Here is an 18,588-nt window from a genome sequence, read left to right on the forward strand (position 1 = left end):
GTGCCACAATCCGGTGAGATCCGACTCCCTCTGACGCCCGCTCAATCGGGTATTTGGCTCGCGCAACGGATCGATTCCGGCAACACGGTCTACAACATCGCCGAGTATCTGGACATTCACGGGCCGGTCGATCCGGGCTGCTTCGAGACCGCGCTCCGCCGGGTGGTCGGCGAGACCGACGCACTGCGCGTGCGGTTCGCCGAGCACGGTGACATCCCCGAGCAACTGATCCTTCCCGCGGTCGATTTCCCGTTCCCCGTCCTGGACCTGTCCCAAGAGGCCGACCCGGAGGCCGCCGCGCGGACGTGGATGGACGAGGACCGTGCCCGCCCGATCGACCTGTTCGGCGACTCGCTGTTCGCCTTCGCCCTGTTCAGGATCGCCGCGGACCGCTGGTGGTGGTACCACCGCGTCCACCACATCGTGCTGGACGGCGCCGGCGTGGCCATGTTCGCGCCGAGGGTGGCCGAGGTCTACTCCGCGCTGATGGCCGACACCCCCGTGCCGGCCAGTCCTTTCCCGCCGCTGCGCGGCCTGGTGGACGCCGCCCTGGCCTACACCGATTCCGCGGACCACGCCCGTGACGCCGCCCACTGGACCGAGCGGCTGACCGGCGCGCAGCCCCCGGTCAGCCTCTCCGGCGGTCGGCAGCACCTGCCCAGCGGGGTGATCCGCCGCAGTGAGACGCTCGGCGCCGCGCGGACCGAGGCGATCCGCGGACTCGCGCGCGAGGCCGGTACCGGCTGGCCGACCGTGGTGGTCGCCGCGCTCGCCCTCTACGTGCAGCGCCTCACCGGCACCGACGAGGTGGTCGTCGGCCTGCCGGTCGCCGCGCGTCAGGGCCCGGGCCTGCGCAGCGTCCCCGGCAGCGTGTCCAACCTGGTCCCGCTGCGGCTGCGCGCCGCACCGGACACCTCGGTGGGTGACCTGCTCACCGCCGTCTCCGCCGAGATGCGGCAGGCCGTGCGCCACCAGCGGTACCGGCACGAGGACATGCGGCGCGATCTGCGGCTCGGCCCCGAGCAGCACCTGATCGGGCCGCACGTCAACCTGGTCCTGTTCGACTACGACCTGGACTTCGCCGGGCACGGCGCGAGCGTGCACAACCTGCCGGGCGGCCCGATCACGGACCTCGCGATCGTGTTGGACACCCGCTCCACCGACGGCGCGCTGCGCTTCGACTTCGACGCCAACTCCGCGCTGTACGACGAGGAATCACTCGCCGCGCACCAGCGCCGCTTCCTCGACCTGCTCTCCCGGCTGTGCGCCTGCGACCCCGAGACGCCGGTCGGGCGGCTGGACACCGCCACCGCCGAGGAACGCGCGCGGGTGCTCACCCGACCAGCCCCCGTCGGCTCCCCCGCCGCCGCGACGCTGCCGGAGCTGTTCGAGCGGGTCGCCGCCGAGCACCCCGAGCGCACGGCCGTGGTGAGCGACGGGGTGGGCCACAGCTACCGGGAGATCAACGCCCGGGCCAACCAGCTGGCCAGGACGCTGATCGACCGGGGCGCCGGCCCGGAGCGGTTCGTCGCGCTCGCGCTGCCGCGTTCGGTGGAGATGGTGGTCGCGCTGCTGGCCGTCCTCAAGGCCGGCGCCGCCTACCTGCCGCTGGACCCGGCCTATCCGGCCGAGCGGATCGCGTTCATGCTCGCGGACGCCGCACCGGACCTGGTACTGACCGACTCCGCGCACGCGCGGCGCCTGCCGGACACCGAAGGCGTCGCGCTGCTGACTCTGGACGACGCCCGCGCCGGCGCGGAACCCGCCGACCGGGCCACCGATGACGTCACCGACGCGGAGCGGTCCGCACCGCTCGACCCGCGGCATCCGGCGTACATGATCTACACCTCCGGGTCCACCGGCCGGCCCAAGGGCGTGGTCGTCCCCCACCACAACGTGCTGCGGCTGTTCACCGCCACCGAGCAGTGGTTCGGCTTCGGGCCCGAGGACGTGTGGACGCTGTTCCACTCCTACGCCTTCGACTTCTCCGTGTGGGAGATCTGGGGTCCGCTTCTGCACGGCGGCAGGCTGGTCGTCGTCCCGCACGAGGTGAGCCGTTCGCCGGTGGAGTTCCTGCGGCTGCTGGCCGACGAGCGCGTCACGGTCCTCAACCAGACTCCGTCCGCCTTCTACCAGCTCATGCAGGCCGATCAGGAGGACCCCGGGGCCGGCGTCGGTCCCGCGCTGCGGTTCGTGATCTTCGGCGGCGAGGCGCTGGACCTGCGGCGGCTGGAGCGCTGGTACGCCCGGCACCCGGACGACGCGCCGGTCCTGGTGAACATGTACGGCATCACCGAGACCACGGTGCACGTCAGCCATGCGGCGCTGGACCGCCGTACCGTGGGCGCGCGGCGGGGCAGCGTGATCGGCTCCCCCATACCCGACCTCGGGATCCACCTGCTGGACGACGCCCTGCGGCCGGTGCCGCCCGGCGTCGCGGCGGAGATGTACGTCTCCGGCGACGGGCTCGCGCGCGGCTACCACGGGCGCCCCGGCCTGACCTCGCACCGGTTCGTCGCCGACCCGTTCGGCCCGCCCGGCACCCGGATGTACCGCACCGGCGACGTGGCGCGCTGGACGGCGGACGGCGAACTGGAGTTCGTCGGCCGGGCCGACCAGCAGGTGAAGATCCGTGGTTTCCGGATCGAGCCGGGCGAGATCGAAGCCGTGGTGGAGAGCGCGGCCGGGGTCGGGCGGGCTGCGGTGATCGTCCGGGAGGACCAGCCGGGCGACAGGCGGCTGGTCGCCTATGTCACGCCGGCCGGCGAGCGCGGCGGCCTCGACCCCGGCGTGCTGCGCGAGACGGTGGCCGCAGCGCTGCCGGACCACATGGTGCCGTCGGCTTTCGTGGTGCTGCCGCGGCTGCCGATCACCGCCAACGGCAAGCTGGACCGCCAGGCGCTGCCGGAACCGGAGTCCGTGGCCGGCTCGGCCGGGCGTGCCCCGCGCACCCCGGTCGAGGAGGTGCTGTGCGGGCTGTTCGCCGAGGTCCTGGGCCTGCCGGGCGTCACCATCGACGACAACTTCTTCGACGTGGGCGGCCACTCCCTGCTGGCCACCCGGCTGGTCAGCAGGATCCGTTCGGTGTTCGGAGTGGAGCTCCAGATCCGGACGCTGTTCGAGGCGCCGACGGTGGCCGCCGTGGCGGACCGCGTCACCTGCGCCGACAACGCCCGCTCCGGCATCTCCCCGATGCCTCGCCCGGCGGAGATCCCGCTGTCCTACGCGCAGAACCGGCTGTGGTTCGTCGACCGCCTCGAGGGCCCCAACTCGGCCTACAACATCCCGCTGGTGCTGCGCCTGTCCGGGCCGCTGGAGCGGGGCGCGCTGCTCGCCGCGTTCGGGGACCTCCTGGCCCGGCACGAGAGCCTGCGCACCGTCTTCCCCGATGTGAAGGGCGTCCCGAGCCAGGTCGTGCTCGACCCGGAGACGGCCGTGATCGAGCTGCCCGTCTCGGCGATCAGCGCCGAGGACCTGCCCGCGGCGCTCGCCAGCTGTGCGGCCGGGGCGTTCGACCTGGCCACCGAACTTCCCTTGCACGTCGACCTGTTCTCGCTCGGCGAGGAGGAGCACGTACTGTCCGTCGTGGTGCACCACATCGCGGCGGACGGATGGTCGCTCGGGGTGCTGGCACGCGACCTGTCCACGGCGTACGCCGCGCGGCGGGGCGGAGCGCGACCGGACTGGCGGCCGCTGCCGGTGCAGTACGCCGACTACACGCTGTGGCAGCGTGACGTACTCGGCGACGACCGTGACCCCTACAGCACCATGGCACGGCAGATCGCCTTCTGGCGCTCGGAGTTGGCCGGTCTGCCGGACGAGATCACGCTGCCCGCCGACCGGCCGCGGCCGGCCGAGGCCGACTACCGGTCCGACGTGGTCGAACTGCGGTTGCCTGCCGAGCTGCACCGGGGCCTCGCCGACCTCGCCCGGCAGACCGGCAGCACGCTGTTCATGACGCTCCAGGCGGGGCTGGCCTCGCTGCTGTCGGTGCTGGGCGCCGGCCCCGACGTGGTGCTGGGCAGCCCGGTGGCGGGCCGCACCGACGACGCCCTGGACGACCTGGTCGGCTTCTTCGTGAACACGCTGGTGCTGCGCACCGACGTCTCCGGCGACCCGACGTTCCGGGAACTGCTGGGCCGGGTCAGGGAGTCGGACCTGGCGGCCTACGCCCATCAGGACGTCCCGTTCGAGCGTCTCGTCGAGGTGCTGAACCCGGAGCGTTCACTGTCCCGCCACCCGCTGTGCCAGGTGCTGTTCTCCCTCCAGAAGAAACTCGACACCGCGTTGGAATTCCCCGGTCTGACGGCGGTCGCCGAACCGGGCGTGCGCACGATGGCCAAGTTCGACCTGTCCTTCGAATTCGGTGAACGCCTCGGCGACACGGGAACACCCGACGGTATCGACGGGGTCGTCGAATTCCGGACGGATCTCTTCGACCGTTCCAGTGTGGAAATGCTCTGCGACCGTCTGGTGCGTTTCCTCCGGGCACTCGTCGCCGAACCGGACGCTCCGGTGCGCGCGCTGGACATGTTGTCGCTGCCCGAACGCCGGCGACTGCTGCACGAATGGAACGACACGGAATGCGACGTCCCGGCGGGGACACTGGTCGACCTGCTGGAACGCACGGCGGCGGAGCATCCGGACGCGCTCGCGGTGTGCGACGGGACCCGGTCGATGACGTACCGCTCCCTGCACGAGGCCGCCAACCGGCTGGCACGGGAGCTGATCGCCCGGGGCGCGGGTCCCGAGCGCGTGGTGGCGCTGGGCATGCCGCGTTCGGCGGAGCTGATCGTCGCGCTGCTCGCGGTGCTCAAGTCCGGTGCGGCGTATCTGCCGGTCGACCCCGGCCATCCCGTCGAACGTGTCTCGCTGCTGCTGTCCGACGCCGCTCCGGCGCTGCTGCTCACCACCGAGGGCGTACTGGCCGGTTGGCCGCAAAAGGCGCTGGCCGAGGTGCCGACGCTGGCGCTGGACGCCCCCGGGACGGTGGAGGCGGTCACGGCCCGCCCCGGGACGAACCCGGTCGACGAGGACCGTGGGGCGCCGCTGCGGGCGGACAACGCCGCCTACGTCATCCACACCTCCGGCTCGACCGGGACGCCCAAGGGCGTCGTGGTGGAGCACCGCAACGTGGTCAACCTGGTCGCCTGGGCGGCGCGGGAGATCGGCGCCGCCGCCCTGTCCCGGCCGCTCGCGTCGACGTCGCTCAGCTTCGACGTGTCGGTCTTCGAGATCTTCGGTCCGCTGACCGCCGGCGGGCGCATCGACGTGGTGCGCGACCTGCTGGCGCTGGCCGAGCGGGAGGACGGCTGGTCGGGCAGCATGATCAGCGCGGTGCCGTCGGCGCTGGCCGAGCTGATCGGCCAGGACAACGTCTCCGCCTCGGCCGGGCTTGTGGTGCTCGCCGGCGAGGCGCTCACCGGCCGGGCGGTGGCGGACATCCGCGCCGTCATGCCGCAGGCCCGTATCGCCAACATCTACGGACCGACCGAGGCCACGGTGTACGCGACCGCGTGGTACTCCGACGGCGGGCCCGGAGAGCCGCTGATCGGCCGGCCGGTCGCCAACACCCGGGTGTATGTGCTGGACCCCTGGCTCCGTCCGGTTCCCGCCGGGGTCGCGGGTGAGCTGTACCTGGCGGGCGCGGGCCTGGCCCGCGGCTACCTGGACCGGCCGGCCCTGACCGCGCAGCGGTTCGTGGCCAGCCCGTTCGGCCCGCCGGGCGCCCGTCTGTACCGGACCGGCGACGTGGTGCGGTGGACCGCGGACGGCGAGCTGGCCTACCTGGGGCGCAGCGACGAGCAGGTGAAGGTGCGCGGTTTCCGCATCGAGACCGGAGAGATCGAGTCGGTGATCGCGTCGGACCCCGCCGTGGCGCAGGTGGTGGTGGTCGCCCAGGAGGACCAGCACCGCCACAAGCAGCTGGTCGCCTACGTCGTGCCCGCCTCCGGGTCCGAGGCCGACACCGCACGCCTGCGCGAGCTGGTGGCGACCACCCTGCCCGGCTACATGGTGCCGGCGGCCTTCGTCACCCTGCGCAGGCTGCCGCTCAACGCCAACGGCAAGCTCGACCGCGGCGCCCTGCCCGCGCCGCGGTTCGCCGGCGGCCGAGGCGGCCGGCAGCCCCGTACCCCGCGGGAGCAGGTGCTCTGCGGTCTGTTCGCGGAGATCCTGGAGCTGTCCTCGGTCGGCGTCGACGACAGCTTCTTCGACCTCGGCGGGCATTCGCTGATCGCCAACCGGCTGATCATCAGGATCCAGTCGGTGCTCGGCGTCGATCTCGCGGTGCGCGACCTGTTCGAGGCGCCCACCGTGGCCCAGCTGGCGGAACTGGTCGAGCGGGCCGGGACGGCCAGGCCCCGCGTGGTCCCGATGCGGCGCCCGGCCCGGCTGCCGGTGTCGTTCACGCAGCAGCGGCTGTGGTTCCTCAACCGTCTGGAGGGTCCGAGCCCGACCTACAACCTCGGTGTCTCCCTGCGCTTCACCGGCCGGATCGACCGCGACGCCCTCCACGAGGCCCTGCACGACGTCATGGTCCGGCACGAGAGCCTGCGCACGGTCTTCCGCGACCACGACGGGGTACCGGTCCAGTGCGTCGTGCCGGAGCGGGAGGCCCGCCTGCGGATCCCGGTGACCGAGCTCACCGAGCCGGAGCTGGACGCGGCGCTGACCGCGGCCGCCCGCCGTGGTTTCGACCTGGAGAACGAACTGCCGGTCCGGGCGGAGCTGTTCGTGCTCAGCCCCACCGAGCAGGTGTTCCTGGTCCTGGTGCACCACATCGTGGCCGACGGCTGGTCGTTCGCGTCGCTGGTGAGCGACCTGTCCACGGCCTACGCCGAGCGGCGCTCGGCGCACGCCCCCCAGTGGGCGCCACTGCCCGTGCAGTACGCCGACTACACGCTGTGGCAGCGGGACGTCCTCGGCGACCTCGCGGACCCCGACAGCGTGCTGACGCGGCAGATCGGCTACTGGAAGGACACACTGGCCGGCCTGCCGGACCAGCTGGACCTCCCGGCCGACCGGCCCCGCCCGGCGGTCCCCAGCCACGACGGCGGATTCGTGCCGATCACCGTCGGACCCGAGGTGCACGCGCGGCTGCTGGAGATCGCCCGCGGCAGCGGCGCCAGCCTGTTCATGGTGATGCAGGCCGCGCTGGCCGCCCTGCTGAACCGGCTGGGCGGCGGCGTGGACATCCCGATCGGCACCTCGGTCGCCGGGCGCAACGACGAGTCGCTGGTCGACCTGATCGGCTTCTTCGTCAACACCCTGGTCCTGCGCAACGACGTGAGCGGCGACCCGACCTTCCGGCAGCTGCTCGGCCGGGTGCGCGAGGCGGACCTGTCCGCGTACGCCCACCAGGAGGTGCCGTTCGAGCTGCTGGTCGAGACGCTGAAGCCGGAGCGCTCGCTCTCCCGGCACCCGCTGTTCCAGGTACTGCTGAACTTCGAGAACACCCCCGAGATGGAGCTGGGCTTCCCCGGGGTGCGCACCCGCCTGCACCCGGTGAACACCGAGGTCGCCAAGTTCGACCTGTCGTTCTCCGTGCGCGACCGGTACGCCGACGACGGCACGCCGGCCGGGATCACCGGTCTGCTCAACTACAGCAGCGACCTGTACGACCGGGGCACCGCCGAGGACATCTCCGCCCGGCTGAGCCGCCTGCTGGAGTCGGTCGCGGCCGACCCGGCGCACAGGGTCAGCGAGTTGGACCTGCTGGGCGAGGCCGACCGCCACCGCATCCTCGCCCTCGGGGTCGGCGAGATCCGCGAGGAGGTTCCGCCGACGTTCGTCGACCGCTTCCAGCGGCAGGTCGCGGCGACCCCGGACGCCGTCGCCCTGGTCTGCCGGGACGAGCAGGTGACCTACCGCGAACTCAACGAACGCGCCAACCGGTTGGCCCACCACCTGATCGCGCGCGGCGTGGGGGCCGAGGACTGGGTCGCGGTCGCCCTGCCGCGCGCACCGCAGTTGGTGGTCGCCCTGGTGGCGGTCCTGAAGGCGGGCGCCGCCTACCTCCCGCTCGACCCGGACTACCCGCCGGAACGCGTCGAGTTCATGATCGAGGACGCCTCGGCCATGCTGCTGCTCACCGACGGCGCCATCGGCGCGGGCCTCCCGCACTCCGACGACCTGCCGCGGCTGCTGCTGGACGAGCCGGAGACGGTCGAGGCCGTGGCCGGGCGCCCGGAGACGGATCCGGGCGACGCCGACCGGCTGTACCCGGTCCACCCGCACCACTCCGCGTACGTCATCTACACCTCCGGTTCCACCGGGCGCCCCAAGGGCGTACTCACCGAACAGCACTGCCTGAGCGACTACCTGCGCTGGAGCACGTCGGGCTACCCGAGCACCACGGGAGCCGCCGTGCTGCACAGCCCGATCTCCTTCGACCTGACGGTGACCGCGCTCTACACCACGCTGTCCGTCGGCGGCACGGTGATCCTGGCCACCCTGGACGACGGCGAGCCGTGGACCCTGGCGGCCCTGGAGCGGACGCCGTGCACGTTCCTCAAAGCCACCCCGAGCCATCTGCCGCTGCTGGAGGCACTGCCGGACGCGTTCTCCCCCAGCCGCGAACTGATGCTGGGCGGCGAGCTGCTGCTCGGCGAGACCCTGACCGAGTGGCGCTCGCGCCACCCCGAGGCGCACATCTACAACGGCTACGGACCCACCGAGACCACGGTCAACTGCACCCAGCACGTGATCAGAGCCGGCGAACCCGTCGGCAGCGGCCCGCTGCCGATCGGCCGCCCCATGCCCAACACCTGGCTGTACGTGCTGGACGCGTCCCTGCGGCCGGTGCCCATGGGCGTAGCCGGTGAGCTGTACGTGGCGGGCGAGGGGATCGCGCGCGGCTATCTGCACCGGCCGACGCTGACCGCCGAGCGGTTCGCTCCCAACCCGTTCGGACCGCCCGGCTCCCGCATGTACCGCACCGGCGACATCGTGAAGTGGACCCCGGACGGCGAGCTGTACTTCCTGCGGCGCGTCGACGACCAGGTCAAGATCCGCGGTTTCCGGGTGGAGATCGGCGAGATCGAGAACGCGCTGCTGCGCCGGGCGGGCGTCGCCCAGGCCGCCGTCGTACTGCGGGAGGACCTGCCGGGCGACCAGCGCCTCGTCGCCTACCTGGTGCCGGACGGCCCGCTGGACCAGGCCGAGGTCGCCCGCGAGGTGGCCGCGGACCTGCCGGACTACATGGTGCCCGCGGCCTTCGTGGTCATGGACGAGCTGCCGCTCAGCCCCAACGGCAAGGTCGACCGGCGGGCCCTGCCGGCGCCGGACCACTCCCCCGCCGCCACCACCGGCCGCGCGCCGCGCACACCGCAGGAAGAGCTGTTGTGCGCTCTGTTCGCGCAGATCCTGAACGTGCCCGCGGTCGGGGTCGACGACAACTTCTTCGACCTGGGCGGCCACTCCCTGCTGGCCACCCGGCTGGTCAGCAGGATCCGTTCGGCCTTCGGCACGGAACTGCCCATCCGCGCGCTGTTCGAGAGCCCGACCGTCGCCGCCCTGGCCGGATCGCTGCGCGGGGCGCCGCAGGGCCGGCGGGCGCTGCGCGCCGCCCCGCGGCCGGCGCGCCTGCCGCTGTCCCACGGCCAGCGGCGGCTGTGGTTCCTGAACCGCCTGGAGGGCCACAGCGCCACCTACAACCTGCCGATCGCGCTGGACCTCGACGGTCCGGTGGACGTCTCCGCGCTGCGCTCCGCGCTCACCGACGTGATCGGCCGCCACGAGTCGCTGCGCACGATCTTCCCCGAGCGGGACGGCAGTCCGTACCAGGTGGTACTCGATCCGTCGGTCGCCGCACCGGAGTTCACCGTGCTCGACGTCCCGGCGCGGGAGCTGGACGGGGAGTTGCGGCGCATCGCCGGCCAGGGCTTCGACCTGACGGTCGAACTGCCGCTGCGAGCCGCGCTGTTGCGGGTCGGCGAGCGGCAGTCGGTGTTCGTGGTGGTGATGCACCACATCGTCGTCGACGGCTGGTCGACCGGGCCGTTCGGCCGGGACCTCGCCACCGCCTACGGCGCCCGGTGCGCCGGCGCGGCCCCGCGGTGGACGCCGCTGCCGGTGCAGTACCCGGACTACATGCTCTGGCAGCACGCGATGCTGGGCGGCGAGGACGACCCGGACAGCGTGGCCGCACGGCAGTCGGCGTACTGGCGCGAGGCGCTGGCCGGACTGCCGGACGAGCTGAGCCTGCCGGTGGACCGACCGCGCCCGGCGACCCCCTCGTACCGCGGCGGCTGGGTCACCTTCGGGCTGGAGCCGCGGCTGCACCGGGACCTGGCGGCCCTCGCCCGCCGCCGCGGGGTCAGCATGTTCATGGTGGTCCAGGCGGGGCTGTCGGTGCTGCTGCACCGCCTGGGCGCGGGCACCGACATCCCCCTGGGCACCCCGATCGCGGGCCGTACGGACGAGGCCCTGGACGATCTGGTGGGGTTCTTCGTCAACACGCTGGTGCTGCGCACCGACCTGTCCGGCGAGCCCACCTTCACCGAACTCCTCGACCGGGTACGGGAGACCGACCTGGCCGCGTACGCACACCAGGACGTGCCCTTCGAGCGGCTGGTCGACGTGCTGAACCCCGAGCGGGTCATGGCCCGTCACCCGCTCTTCCAGGTGATGGTCAGCCTGCACAACAACCCGGAGGCCGACTACGACCTGCCCGGGGTGTCCGCGCGGCGCCGCATGCTCGACCTGAACACGGCCAAGTTCGACCTCAACGTCAATCTGCGCGAGCTGTTCGACGACGGCCGGACGCCCGCCGGGATCGAGGCGGTCGCCGAGTACAGCACGGACCTGTTCGACCACGACACCGTGGTGGGGCTGGCCGAGCGGTTCACTCACCTGATGGAACGGCTGTGCGCCGAACCCGACCGGCCCGTCGGCGACGTGGACGTTCTGACTCCGGCCGAGCGCACCCGGCTGCTGCGCGACTGGAACGCCACGAGCGCCGACTTCGGCCCGCACTCACTGGTCGAGGCGGTCGAGGCGGCGGCCGCCCGCACCCCGGACCACGTCGCGGTCGTCGCCGCCGCCGACGGCGGGAGCACCTGCGCCGAGATCACCTACGCCGGCCTGAACGCCAGGGCGAACCGGCTGGCGCGGTACCTGGCCGGCCGCGGCGCCGGGCCGGAGGTCCGGGTGGCGGTGAGCCTGCCGCGCGGGCTGGATCTGGTGGTGGCGCTGCTGGCGGTGCTCAAGTCCGGCGCGGCCTACATACCGCTCGACCCGGCCTATCCGGCCGAGCGGGTGCGGCACATCCTCACGGACGGCTCGCCCGCGCTGGTGCTGACGACCTCCGAGCTCGCCCGCGAACTGCCCGTACCGGCAGGGGCGGAGACGGTCGCGGTGGACGACCCGGCGCTCGGGGCACGGATCGCCGCCCTGCCGGACACCGACCTGCCGGGCACGGCGCACGGCGACCACCCGGCCTACGTGATCTACACCTCCGGTTCCACCGGCCGCCCCAAGGGCGTGGTGGTCACCCGCGCGAACATCGCCAACTTCGTGCGGGACATGCGCGAGCGGCTGCCGGTCACCGAGGCGGATGTCCTGGTGGCCGTCACCACCGTCGCCTTCGACATCGCCGGTCTGGAGCTGTACGTGCCCCTGGTCGCCGGGGCCCGGCTCGTGCTCGCCGCCACCGGGCAGGTGCGGGACGTCGACGAACTCGCCAAGCTGATCACCGGCGTGGGCGCCACCGTGGTCCAGGCGACGCCGACGCTGTGGCAGGAGCTGGTGTCCGGGCACCCGGACGCCCTCACCGGACTGCGGGTCCTGGTCGGCGGCGAGGCACTGCCCACCGGACTGGCCGCCCGGCTGCGCGCACTGTCCGCCGGGGTGCGGAACATGTACGGCCCCACCGAGACCACGGTGTGGTCCACCACCGCCGCACTGGACGACCGGCCCGGCGCGCCGGTGATCGGCCGGCCGATCGCGAACACCCGGGTGTACGTGCTGGACGCCCGGCTCGCACCGGTGCCGGCCGGCGTCGCGGGTGACCTGTACCTCGCCGGTGACGGAGTGGCCCGCGGCTACCTGGGCCGTCCCGGGCTGACCGGCGAACGCTTCGTGGCGGACCCGTTCGGCCCGGCCGGTACCCGGATGTACCGCACCGGCGACATCGCCCGGTGGAACACCGCGGGCGAGCTGGAATTCGTCGGACGGGCCGACGACCAGGTCAAGGTGCGCGGCTTCCGCATCGAGCCGGGCGAGATCGAGACCGTCCTCGCCGCTCACCCGGCGCTGGCCCACGCCACCGTGGTGGCCCGGGAGGACGGCGAGGGAGACAAGCGCCTGGTGGCCTACCTGGTCGCGGCTCCCGGCCGGGAGGTGCCGGCCGCGGCCGGGCTGCGGGAGCACGCGGCGCGCGTCCTGCCGGACCACATGGTCCCGGCCGCGTTCGTCGCCCTCGACGCCCTGCCGCTCACCCCGAACGGCAAGGTGGACCGCAAGCTGCTGCCCGCCCCGGACTTCGCCGTGCTGGTCGGCGACGAGCAGCCGCGCACACCGCGCGAGGAAGCGCTGTGCGAGGTGTTCGCCGAGGTACTCGGCCTGCCCTCGGTGGGCATCCGCGACAGCTTCTTCGACCTCGGCGGCGACAGCATCGTCTCGATCCGCCTGGTCGGCCGGGCGCGGGCGAGAGGGCTGCGGATCAAACCCGAGGACGTGTTCGTCCACCGGACCGTCGAAGGACTCGCGTCCGTGGCGGCCGACGTGCCCGACCTCGTCGTCGAGTCACCCGAGGCCGGTATCGGCGGCGTCCCGCTGCCACCGGCCGTGCACGCGCTGCGGGAGCGGGGCGGCCCGGTCCGGGCGTACCACCAGTCGCTGCTGCTGGACGCCCCCGCCGATCTCGGTCTCGACCGGCTGCGCGAGCTGGTGGGCATGCTCACCGACCGGCACGACGCGCTCCGGCTGCTGCTGGGCCGCCATGAAAGCGGCGAGGACGGCGCCCGGTGGAGCCTTCAGGTGCGGCCCCCCGGCACGGTGGACGCCGCCGGCCGGGTGGCCCGCGTGGCGGTCGCCGGACTGGACGCGGACGGGCTGGCCGCCGTGGTGCGCGACCGCACCGGGCCAGCGGCCGGACGTCTCGACCCGGAGACCGGGGACGTCGCCCGGTTCGTCTGGTTCGACGCCGGACCCGGACGGCAGGGCCGGCTGCTGGTGGTGCTGCACCGGCTGGTCGTGGACGCGGTGTCCTGGCACGTCCTGCGCACCGATCTGGCCGCCTGCCGGCGGGTCCTGACCGGAGAGAGCCAGGACGCCCCGCGGCCGGCCGGCACCTCCTACCGCCGTTGGGCGCAGCAACTGGTGGCCGCGGCGCAGGACCCGGAACGCGAGCGCGAACTGGACTGGTGGAGGACGACGCTCAGCACCGCCGAACCCCGGCTCACCGACCGGCCGTCGGCTCCCGGGCCGGACGAGCCCGGTGCCACGGGCACGCTGCACCGCACGCTGCCGGCGCGACGGACCGAACCGCTGCTCGGCCGGGTGCCCGCCGCGTTCCACTGCGATGTGGACGACGTGCTGCTCACCGCGCTGGCGCTGGCCGTCCCGCAGTGGCGGCGCCGGCACCTGCGGGACCACCTCGGCGGCACGAGCGTCCTGGTGGACCTGGAGCGGGACGGGCGCGAACCGTTCGCCGAGGGCCAGGACCTCTCCCGCACCCTGGGCCGGTTCACCACGGCGCACCCGGTACGCCTGGACGCCGGCGCCGTCGACCGGTCCGAGCTGACCGCGGGCGGCGAGGCCGTGGGCAACGCCGTCAAGGCGGTCAAGGAGCAGCTGCGCGCGGTGCCGGACGGCGGTGTCGGCTACGGCATGCTGCGGTATCTCAACCCGCGCACCGCCCCCGTGCTGACCGGACTGCCCCGGCCGGACATCCGCTTCACCCACCTCGGCAGGCTCGACGACGACGCCCCCTCCGAGTGGCCGGTCTCCGCCGGACCCACCGAGCAGGCGCCGGCGCCGGAAGCGGGGCACGCGCTGGAGCTGACCACCTCGGCCGTCGACGGTCCCGAGGGCCCCTGCCTGACCGTGACCTGCTCCTGGCCGAGCGAGCTGTTCGGCGAGGCGGCCGTACGCGAACTGGTCGACGACTGGTTCCGCGCGCTGGAAGCCATCACCACCCGTTCCGAGGCCTCCGGCGCCGGCGGACACACCCCGTCGGACCTCTCCCTGACCGGTCTCGACCAAGGCGACATCGACGTACTGGAAGCTGACGGAAGGTACTTCTCCTCATGACGAAGCCGGGGTTCCAGGACGTCCTTCCGCTCTCGCCCCTCCAGGAAGGCCTGCTCTTCCACACCGTCTACCACGAGCGCTCGCTGGACATCTACACGGCGAGACTCTGCCTCGACCTCGAAGGCGAGCTGGACGCAGGGGCGTTGCGGGAGTCGGTGGCGGGCCTGCTGCGCCGGCACCCCAACCTGCGGGCCGCCTTCCGCTACGAGCGGCTCAGCCGCCCGGTGCAGCTCATCCCGCGCGAAGTTCCCCTGCCCTGGCAGGAGTTCGACCTGCGCGACCTGCCCGAGGAGCAGCAGGCGGCGCGGCTGCGGGAGCTGACCGCGGCCGCGTCGGAGCGCGCCTTCGACCTGGCACGGCCCCCGCTGCTGCACTTCACGCTGATCCACCACGGCGAGCGCGCCCACCGGCTCGTCATGGCGCACCACCACATCCTGCTGGACGGCTGGTCGGTGGGCCGGCTGATGACGGACCTGTTCACGCTCTACGCGGCGGGCGGCGACGAGTCGGCGCTGCCGCCGGTGACGCCGTACCGCGACTACCTCGCCTGGCTGGCCGGGCAGGACCGGCCCGCGGCGGAGGAGGCGTGGCGGACGGTGCTGAGCGGTGTCGAGGGGCCGACGCGTCTGGTGTCCGACGACCGGCTGCGCACCCCGGTCGCGCCCGAGCGCCTGCTGGTGGAGGTTCCTGCCGGGCTGAGCCGCGAGCTGACCGCGACGGCCCGCAGGCACGACCTGACCGTCAACACGGTCTTCCAGGGCGCCTGGGCGCTGGTTCTGAGCCGGCTGACCGGCCGCACCGACGTGGTGTTCGGCGGCACCGTCTCCGGACGTCCGGCGGACATCCCCGGTGTGGAGAGCATCGTCGGCCTGTTCATCAACACCTTGCCGGTGCGGGTGCGGCTCGACCCGTCGGAGCCGGTGGGCGAGATGCTGGCCCGCTTCCAGCGGCAGCAGGCCGGGCTGATGTCCCACCAGCATCTGAACCTGCCCGATGTGCACGCCCTGGCCGGCGCGTCCGGCGAACTGTTCGACACCATCACCGTCACCGAGAACTACCCCTTCGACGAGAAGGGTTTCCGTGAGCTGGCCGGACTGACGATCGTCGGCGCGCACGGCGCGGACGCCAACCACTACCCCCTGAGCGTGGCCGCCCTGCCCGGCGAGACGCTGCGGATCCGTTTCGGCTACCGGCCGGACGTCTTCCGCCCGGCGGACGTGGAGGCGATCGGAGCCCGGCTGGTGCGGGTGCTGGAAGCGGTGGTGCGCGACCCGGACTGCCCCGTCGGCCGACTGGACGTGCTCGCCCCGGAGGAGCGCGAAGAGGTCCTGCTGCGGCGCAACGACACGGGAGGCGAGCGTCCGAGAACCCTGCCGGAGCTGTTCGCGGAGCGGGTCGCCCTGGCGCCGGAGGACCCGGCCGTCGTCTTCGAGAACACCACGCTGTCCTACGCCGAGCTGGACCGCCGCGCCAACCGGCTGGCCCATCACCTCGTCTCCGCCGGAGTCGGGCCCGAGCAGTACGTGGCCCTGGCACTTCCGCGATCCGCGGACCTCGCGGTCGCCGTACTCGCCGTACACAAGGCCGGGGCGGCGTATCTGCCGGTGGACCCCGACTATCCGGCCGAGCGCATCGCCCACATGCTCGACGACGCGCGGCCCGGAGTCGTCCTCACCACCACTGCCGTCGCCGCCGGCCTGCCGGCCGGCGACCGCTCCCTCCTCGCGCTGGACGACCCCGCCACCGCCGCTCGCATCGCCGCCGCCCCCGACGACCGGTCCCCCGCCTCGCGTCTGACGGCCGATCACCCCGCCTATCTCATCTACACCTCCGGATCCACCGGCAGGCCCAAGGGCGTCGTCGTCACCCACCGCGGCATCGCCTCCCTCGTCGCCGCCCAGACCGAACGCTTCGAGGTCGGCCCCGGCAGCCGGGTCCTCCAGTTCGCCTCCCTCAGCTTCGACGCCGCCTTCTGGGAGCTGGTCATGGGCCTGCTCACCGGCGCGACGCTCGTCCTGGCCCCCGCCGAGCGGCTCCGCCCCGGGCAGCCGCTGGCCGACCTCGTCGCCGAGCAGCGCGTCACGCACGCCACCATCCCCCCGGCCGCCCTCGCCGTCCTCGACCGGGGCTCCCTCCCCGAAGGCATCACCCTGGTGGTCGCCGGCGAGGCCACCGCACCCGAACTCGTCGGCCGCTGGTCCGCCGGCCGCCGCATGATCAACGCCTACGGTCCCTCCGAGACCACCGTGTGCGCCACCATGAGCACCCCGCTCGCCGGAGAGGTCGTACCGCCCATCGGCGGCCCGATCACGGGCGCCCGCGTCTACCTCCTCGACTCCGCGCTGCGGCCGGTGCTGCCCGGTGTCCCCGGCGAGCTCTACCTCTCCGGAGCCGGCCTCGCCCGCGGCTACCTCGACCGTCCCGCACTCACCGCCGAACGGTTCGTCGCCAACCCCTTCGAGGGGCCCGGCGCCCGGATGTACCGCACGGGAGACGTCGCCACCTGGGACCAGGACGGCCGGCTCGTCTTCCGGGGACGCGCCGACAGCCAGGTGAAACTGCACGGCTTCCGCATCGAGCCCGGCGAGATCGAGTCGGTGCTGCTGGCCCAGGACGGCATCGCCCAGGCCAGCGTGATCGTCCGCGAGGACCGGCCGGGCGACCACCGGCTGGTCGCCTATCTGGTGCCGGAGGCCGGCACCGCCGCTCCGGGCGTGGCCGACGTGCGCACCGCCGTCTCGAACGCGCTGCCGTCCCACATGGTGCCCGCGGCGTTCATGATGCTCGACGAACTCCCGGTGACGCCCAACGGGAAGCTGGACAAGCGGGCGCTGCCGGCCCCGGACTTCTCCGGGGTGGCCTCCGGCCGCACCCCCCGGACCCCCCAGGAGGAGATCCTGTGCGGGCTGTTCGCGGAGATCCTCGGCGCGTCCGTCGTGGGCATCGACGACAGCTTCTTCGAGCTCGGCGGCCACTCGCTGCTGGCGACCCGGCTGGTCACCCGGATCCGCTCGGTGTTCGGCGTGCGGATCTCGTTGCGCAGCCTGTTCGAGTCGCCGACGGTGGCCGCGCTCGCCCACCTGCTCACCCCCGACGGGCCGGTGGCCCGGAGGATCGAGCCGGTGCCGCGCCCGGACGACGTGCCGCTGTCGCTGCAGCAGACCAGGCTGTGGTTCATCAACCGGTTCGAGGGCCCGAGCCCGGCCTACAACGTGCCGATGGCGGCCCGGCTGACCGGCCCACTGGACGTGGCGGCGCTGCGCGCGGCGCTGGCCGACGTGGCCCGGCGGCACGAGTGCCTGCGCACGGTCTTCCCGGACCGTGACGGCACGCCCTGCCAGGTCGTGGTGGACACCGTCCCCGGACTGCGGGTGACCGACGTCGACCCGGCCGGTCTGGCGGCGGCGCTGGCCGGGGCCGCGAGCGAGGGCTTCGACCTGACCGCCGAGCCGCCGGTACGGGCGCGGCTGCTGCGGCTGGGCGACGAGGAGCACGTGCTGCTGGTGGTGATGCACCACATCGTGATGGACGAGTGGTCGGCCGTGCCCTTCGGCCGCGATCTGTCCGCCGCCTACGGCGCGCGGCGCGACGGCGGTGAGCCGTCGTTCGCACCGCTGCCCGTGCAGTACGCGGACTTCGCCCTGTGGCAGCGCGAGGTGCTCGGCAGCGAGGACGACCCGGACAGCGCGGTCTCGCGGCAACTGGCCTCCTGGCGCGAGACGCTGGCCGGACTGCCGGACGAGCTGAACCTGCCGGTCGACCGGCCGCGTCCCGCGACCCCCTCCTACCGGGGCGGCACGGTCGGCTTCCGGATCAACCGGGAGGTCCACCAGCGCCTGGTCGCGCTCTCCCGCAGCTGCCAGGCCAGCGTGTTCATGACGTTGCAGGCGGGCCTCTCGGTGCTGCTGCACCGCCTGGGCGCCGGAACGGACATCCCGCTCGGCACCCCGATCGCCGGGCGCGGCGACGAGTCGCTGGACGACCTGGTCGGCTTCTTCATCAACACCCTGGTGCTGCGCACCGACCTCTCCGGGGACCCCGACTTCCGTGAGCTGCTCGGCCGGGTGCGGGAGGCCGACCTGGCCGCCTACGCGCACCAGGAGGTGCCGTTCGAGCGGCTGGTCGAGGTGTTGAACCCCGGCCGGTCGATGTCCCGGCACCCGCTGTTCCAGGTGATGCTCACCCTGCACAACAACCCGACCGCGCCGTTCCGGCTGCCGGGAGTGCGGGTCGGCACGCAACGCGTCGACACCGGGGTGTCCAAGTTCGACCTGCTGTTCAGCCTGCGCGAGAGCTACACGGCCGACGGGCGTCCCGGCGGCGTCGAGGGCT

Annotated in this window: 2 protein-coding genes (1 of these 2 running past the window's edge); both read left to right on the top strand. The window is 73.3% G+C overall.

Annotated features, from left to right (window positions below; all coding sequences use genetic code 11):
• The gene (locus ACIQMV_RS16000) at positions 1–14,256 is read left to right on the top strand and encodes an amino acid adenylation domain-containing protein (RefSeq protein ID WP_402593228.1); all 14,256 of its coding nucleotides are present in this window, start codon (positions 1–3) and stop codon (positions 14,254–14,256) included.
• Positions 14,253–18,588, top strand: the beginning of a protein-coding gene (locus ACIQMV_RS16005) for an amino acid adenylation domain-containing protein (RefSeq protein WP_402593230.1). It continues 9,839 nt past the right edge of the window; 4,336 of the gene's 14,175 nt are visible here — the first part of the coding sequence; it begins with the start codon at positions 14,253–14,255; the stop codon falls past the right edge of the window. The genes ACIQMV_RS16000 and ACIQMV_RS16005 overlap by 4 nt, the downstream gene beginning before the upstream one ends.

Origin of the sequence: Streptomyces sp. NPDC091412 (assembly GCF_044756885.1) — a bacterium.
In the GTDB taxonomy this organism is placed as follows: Bacteria; Actinomycetota; Actinomycetes; order Streptomycetales; family Streptomycetaceae; genus Streptomyces.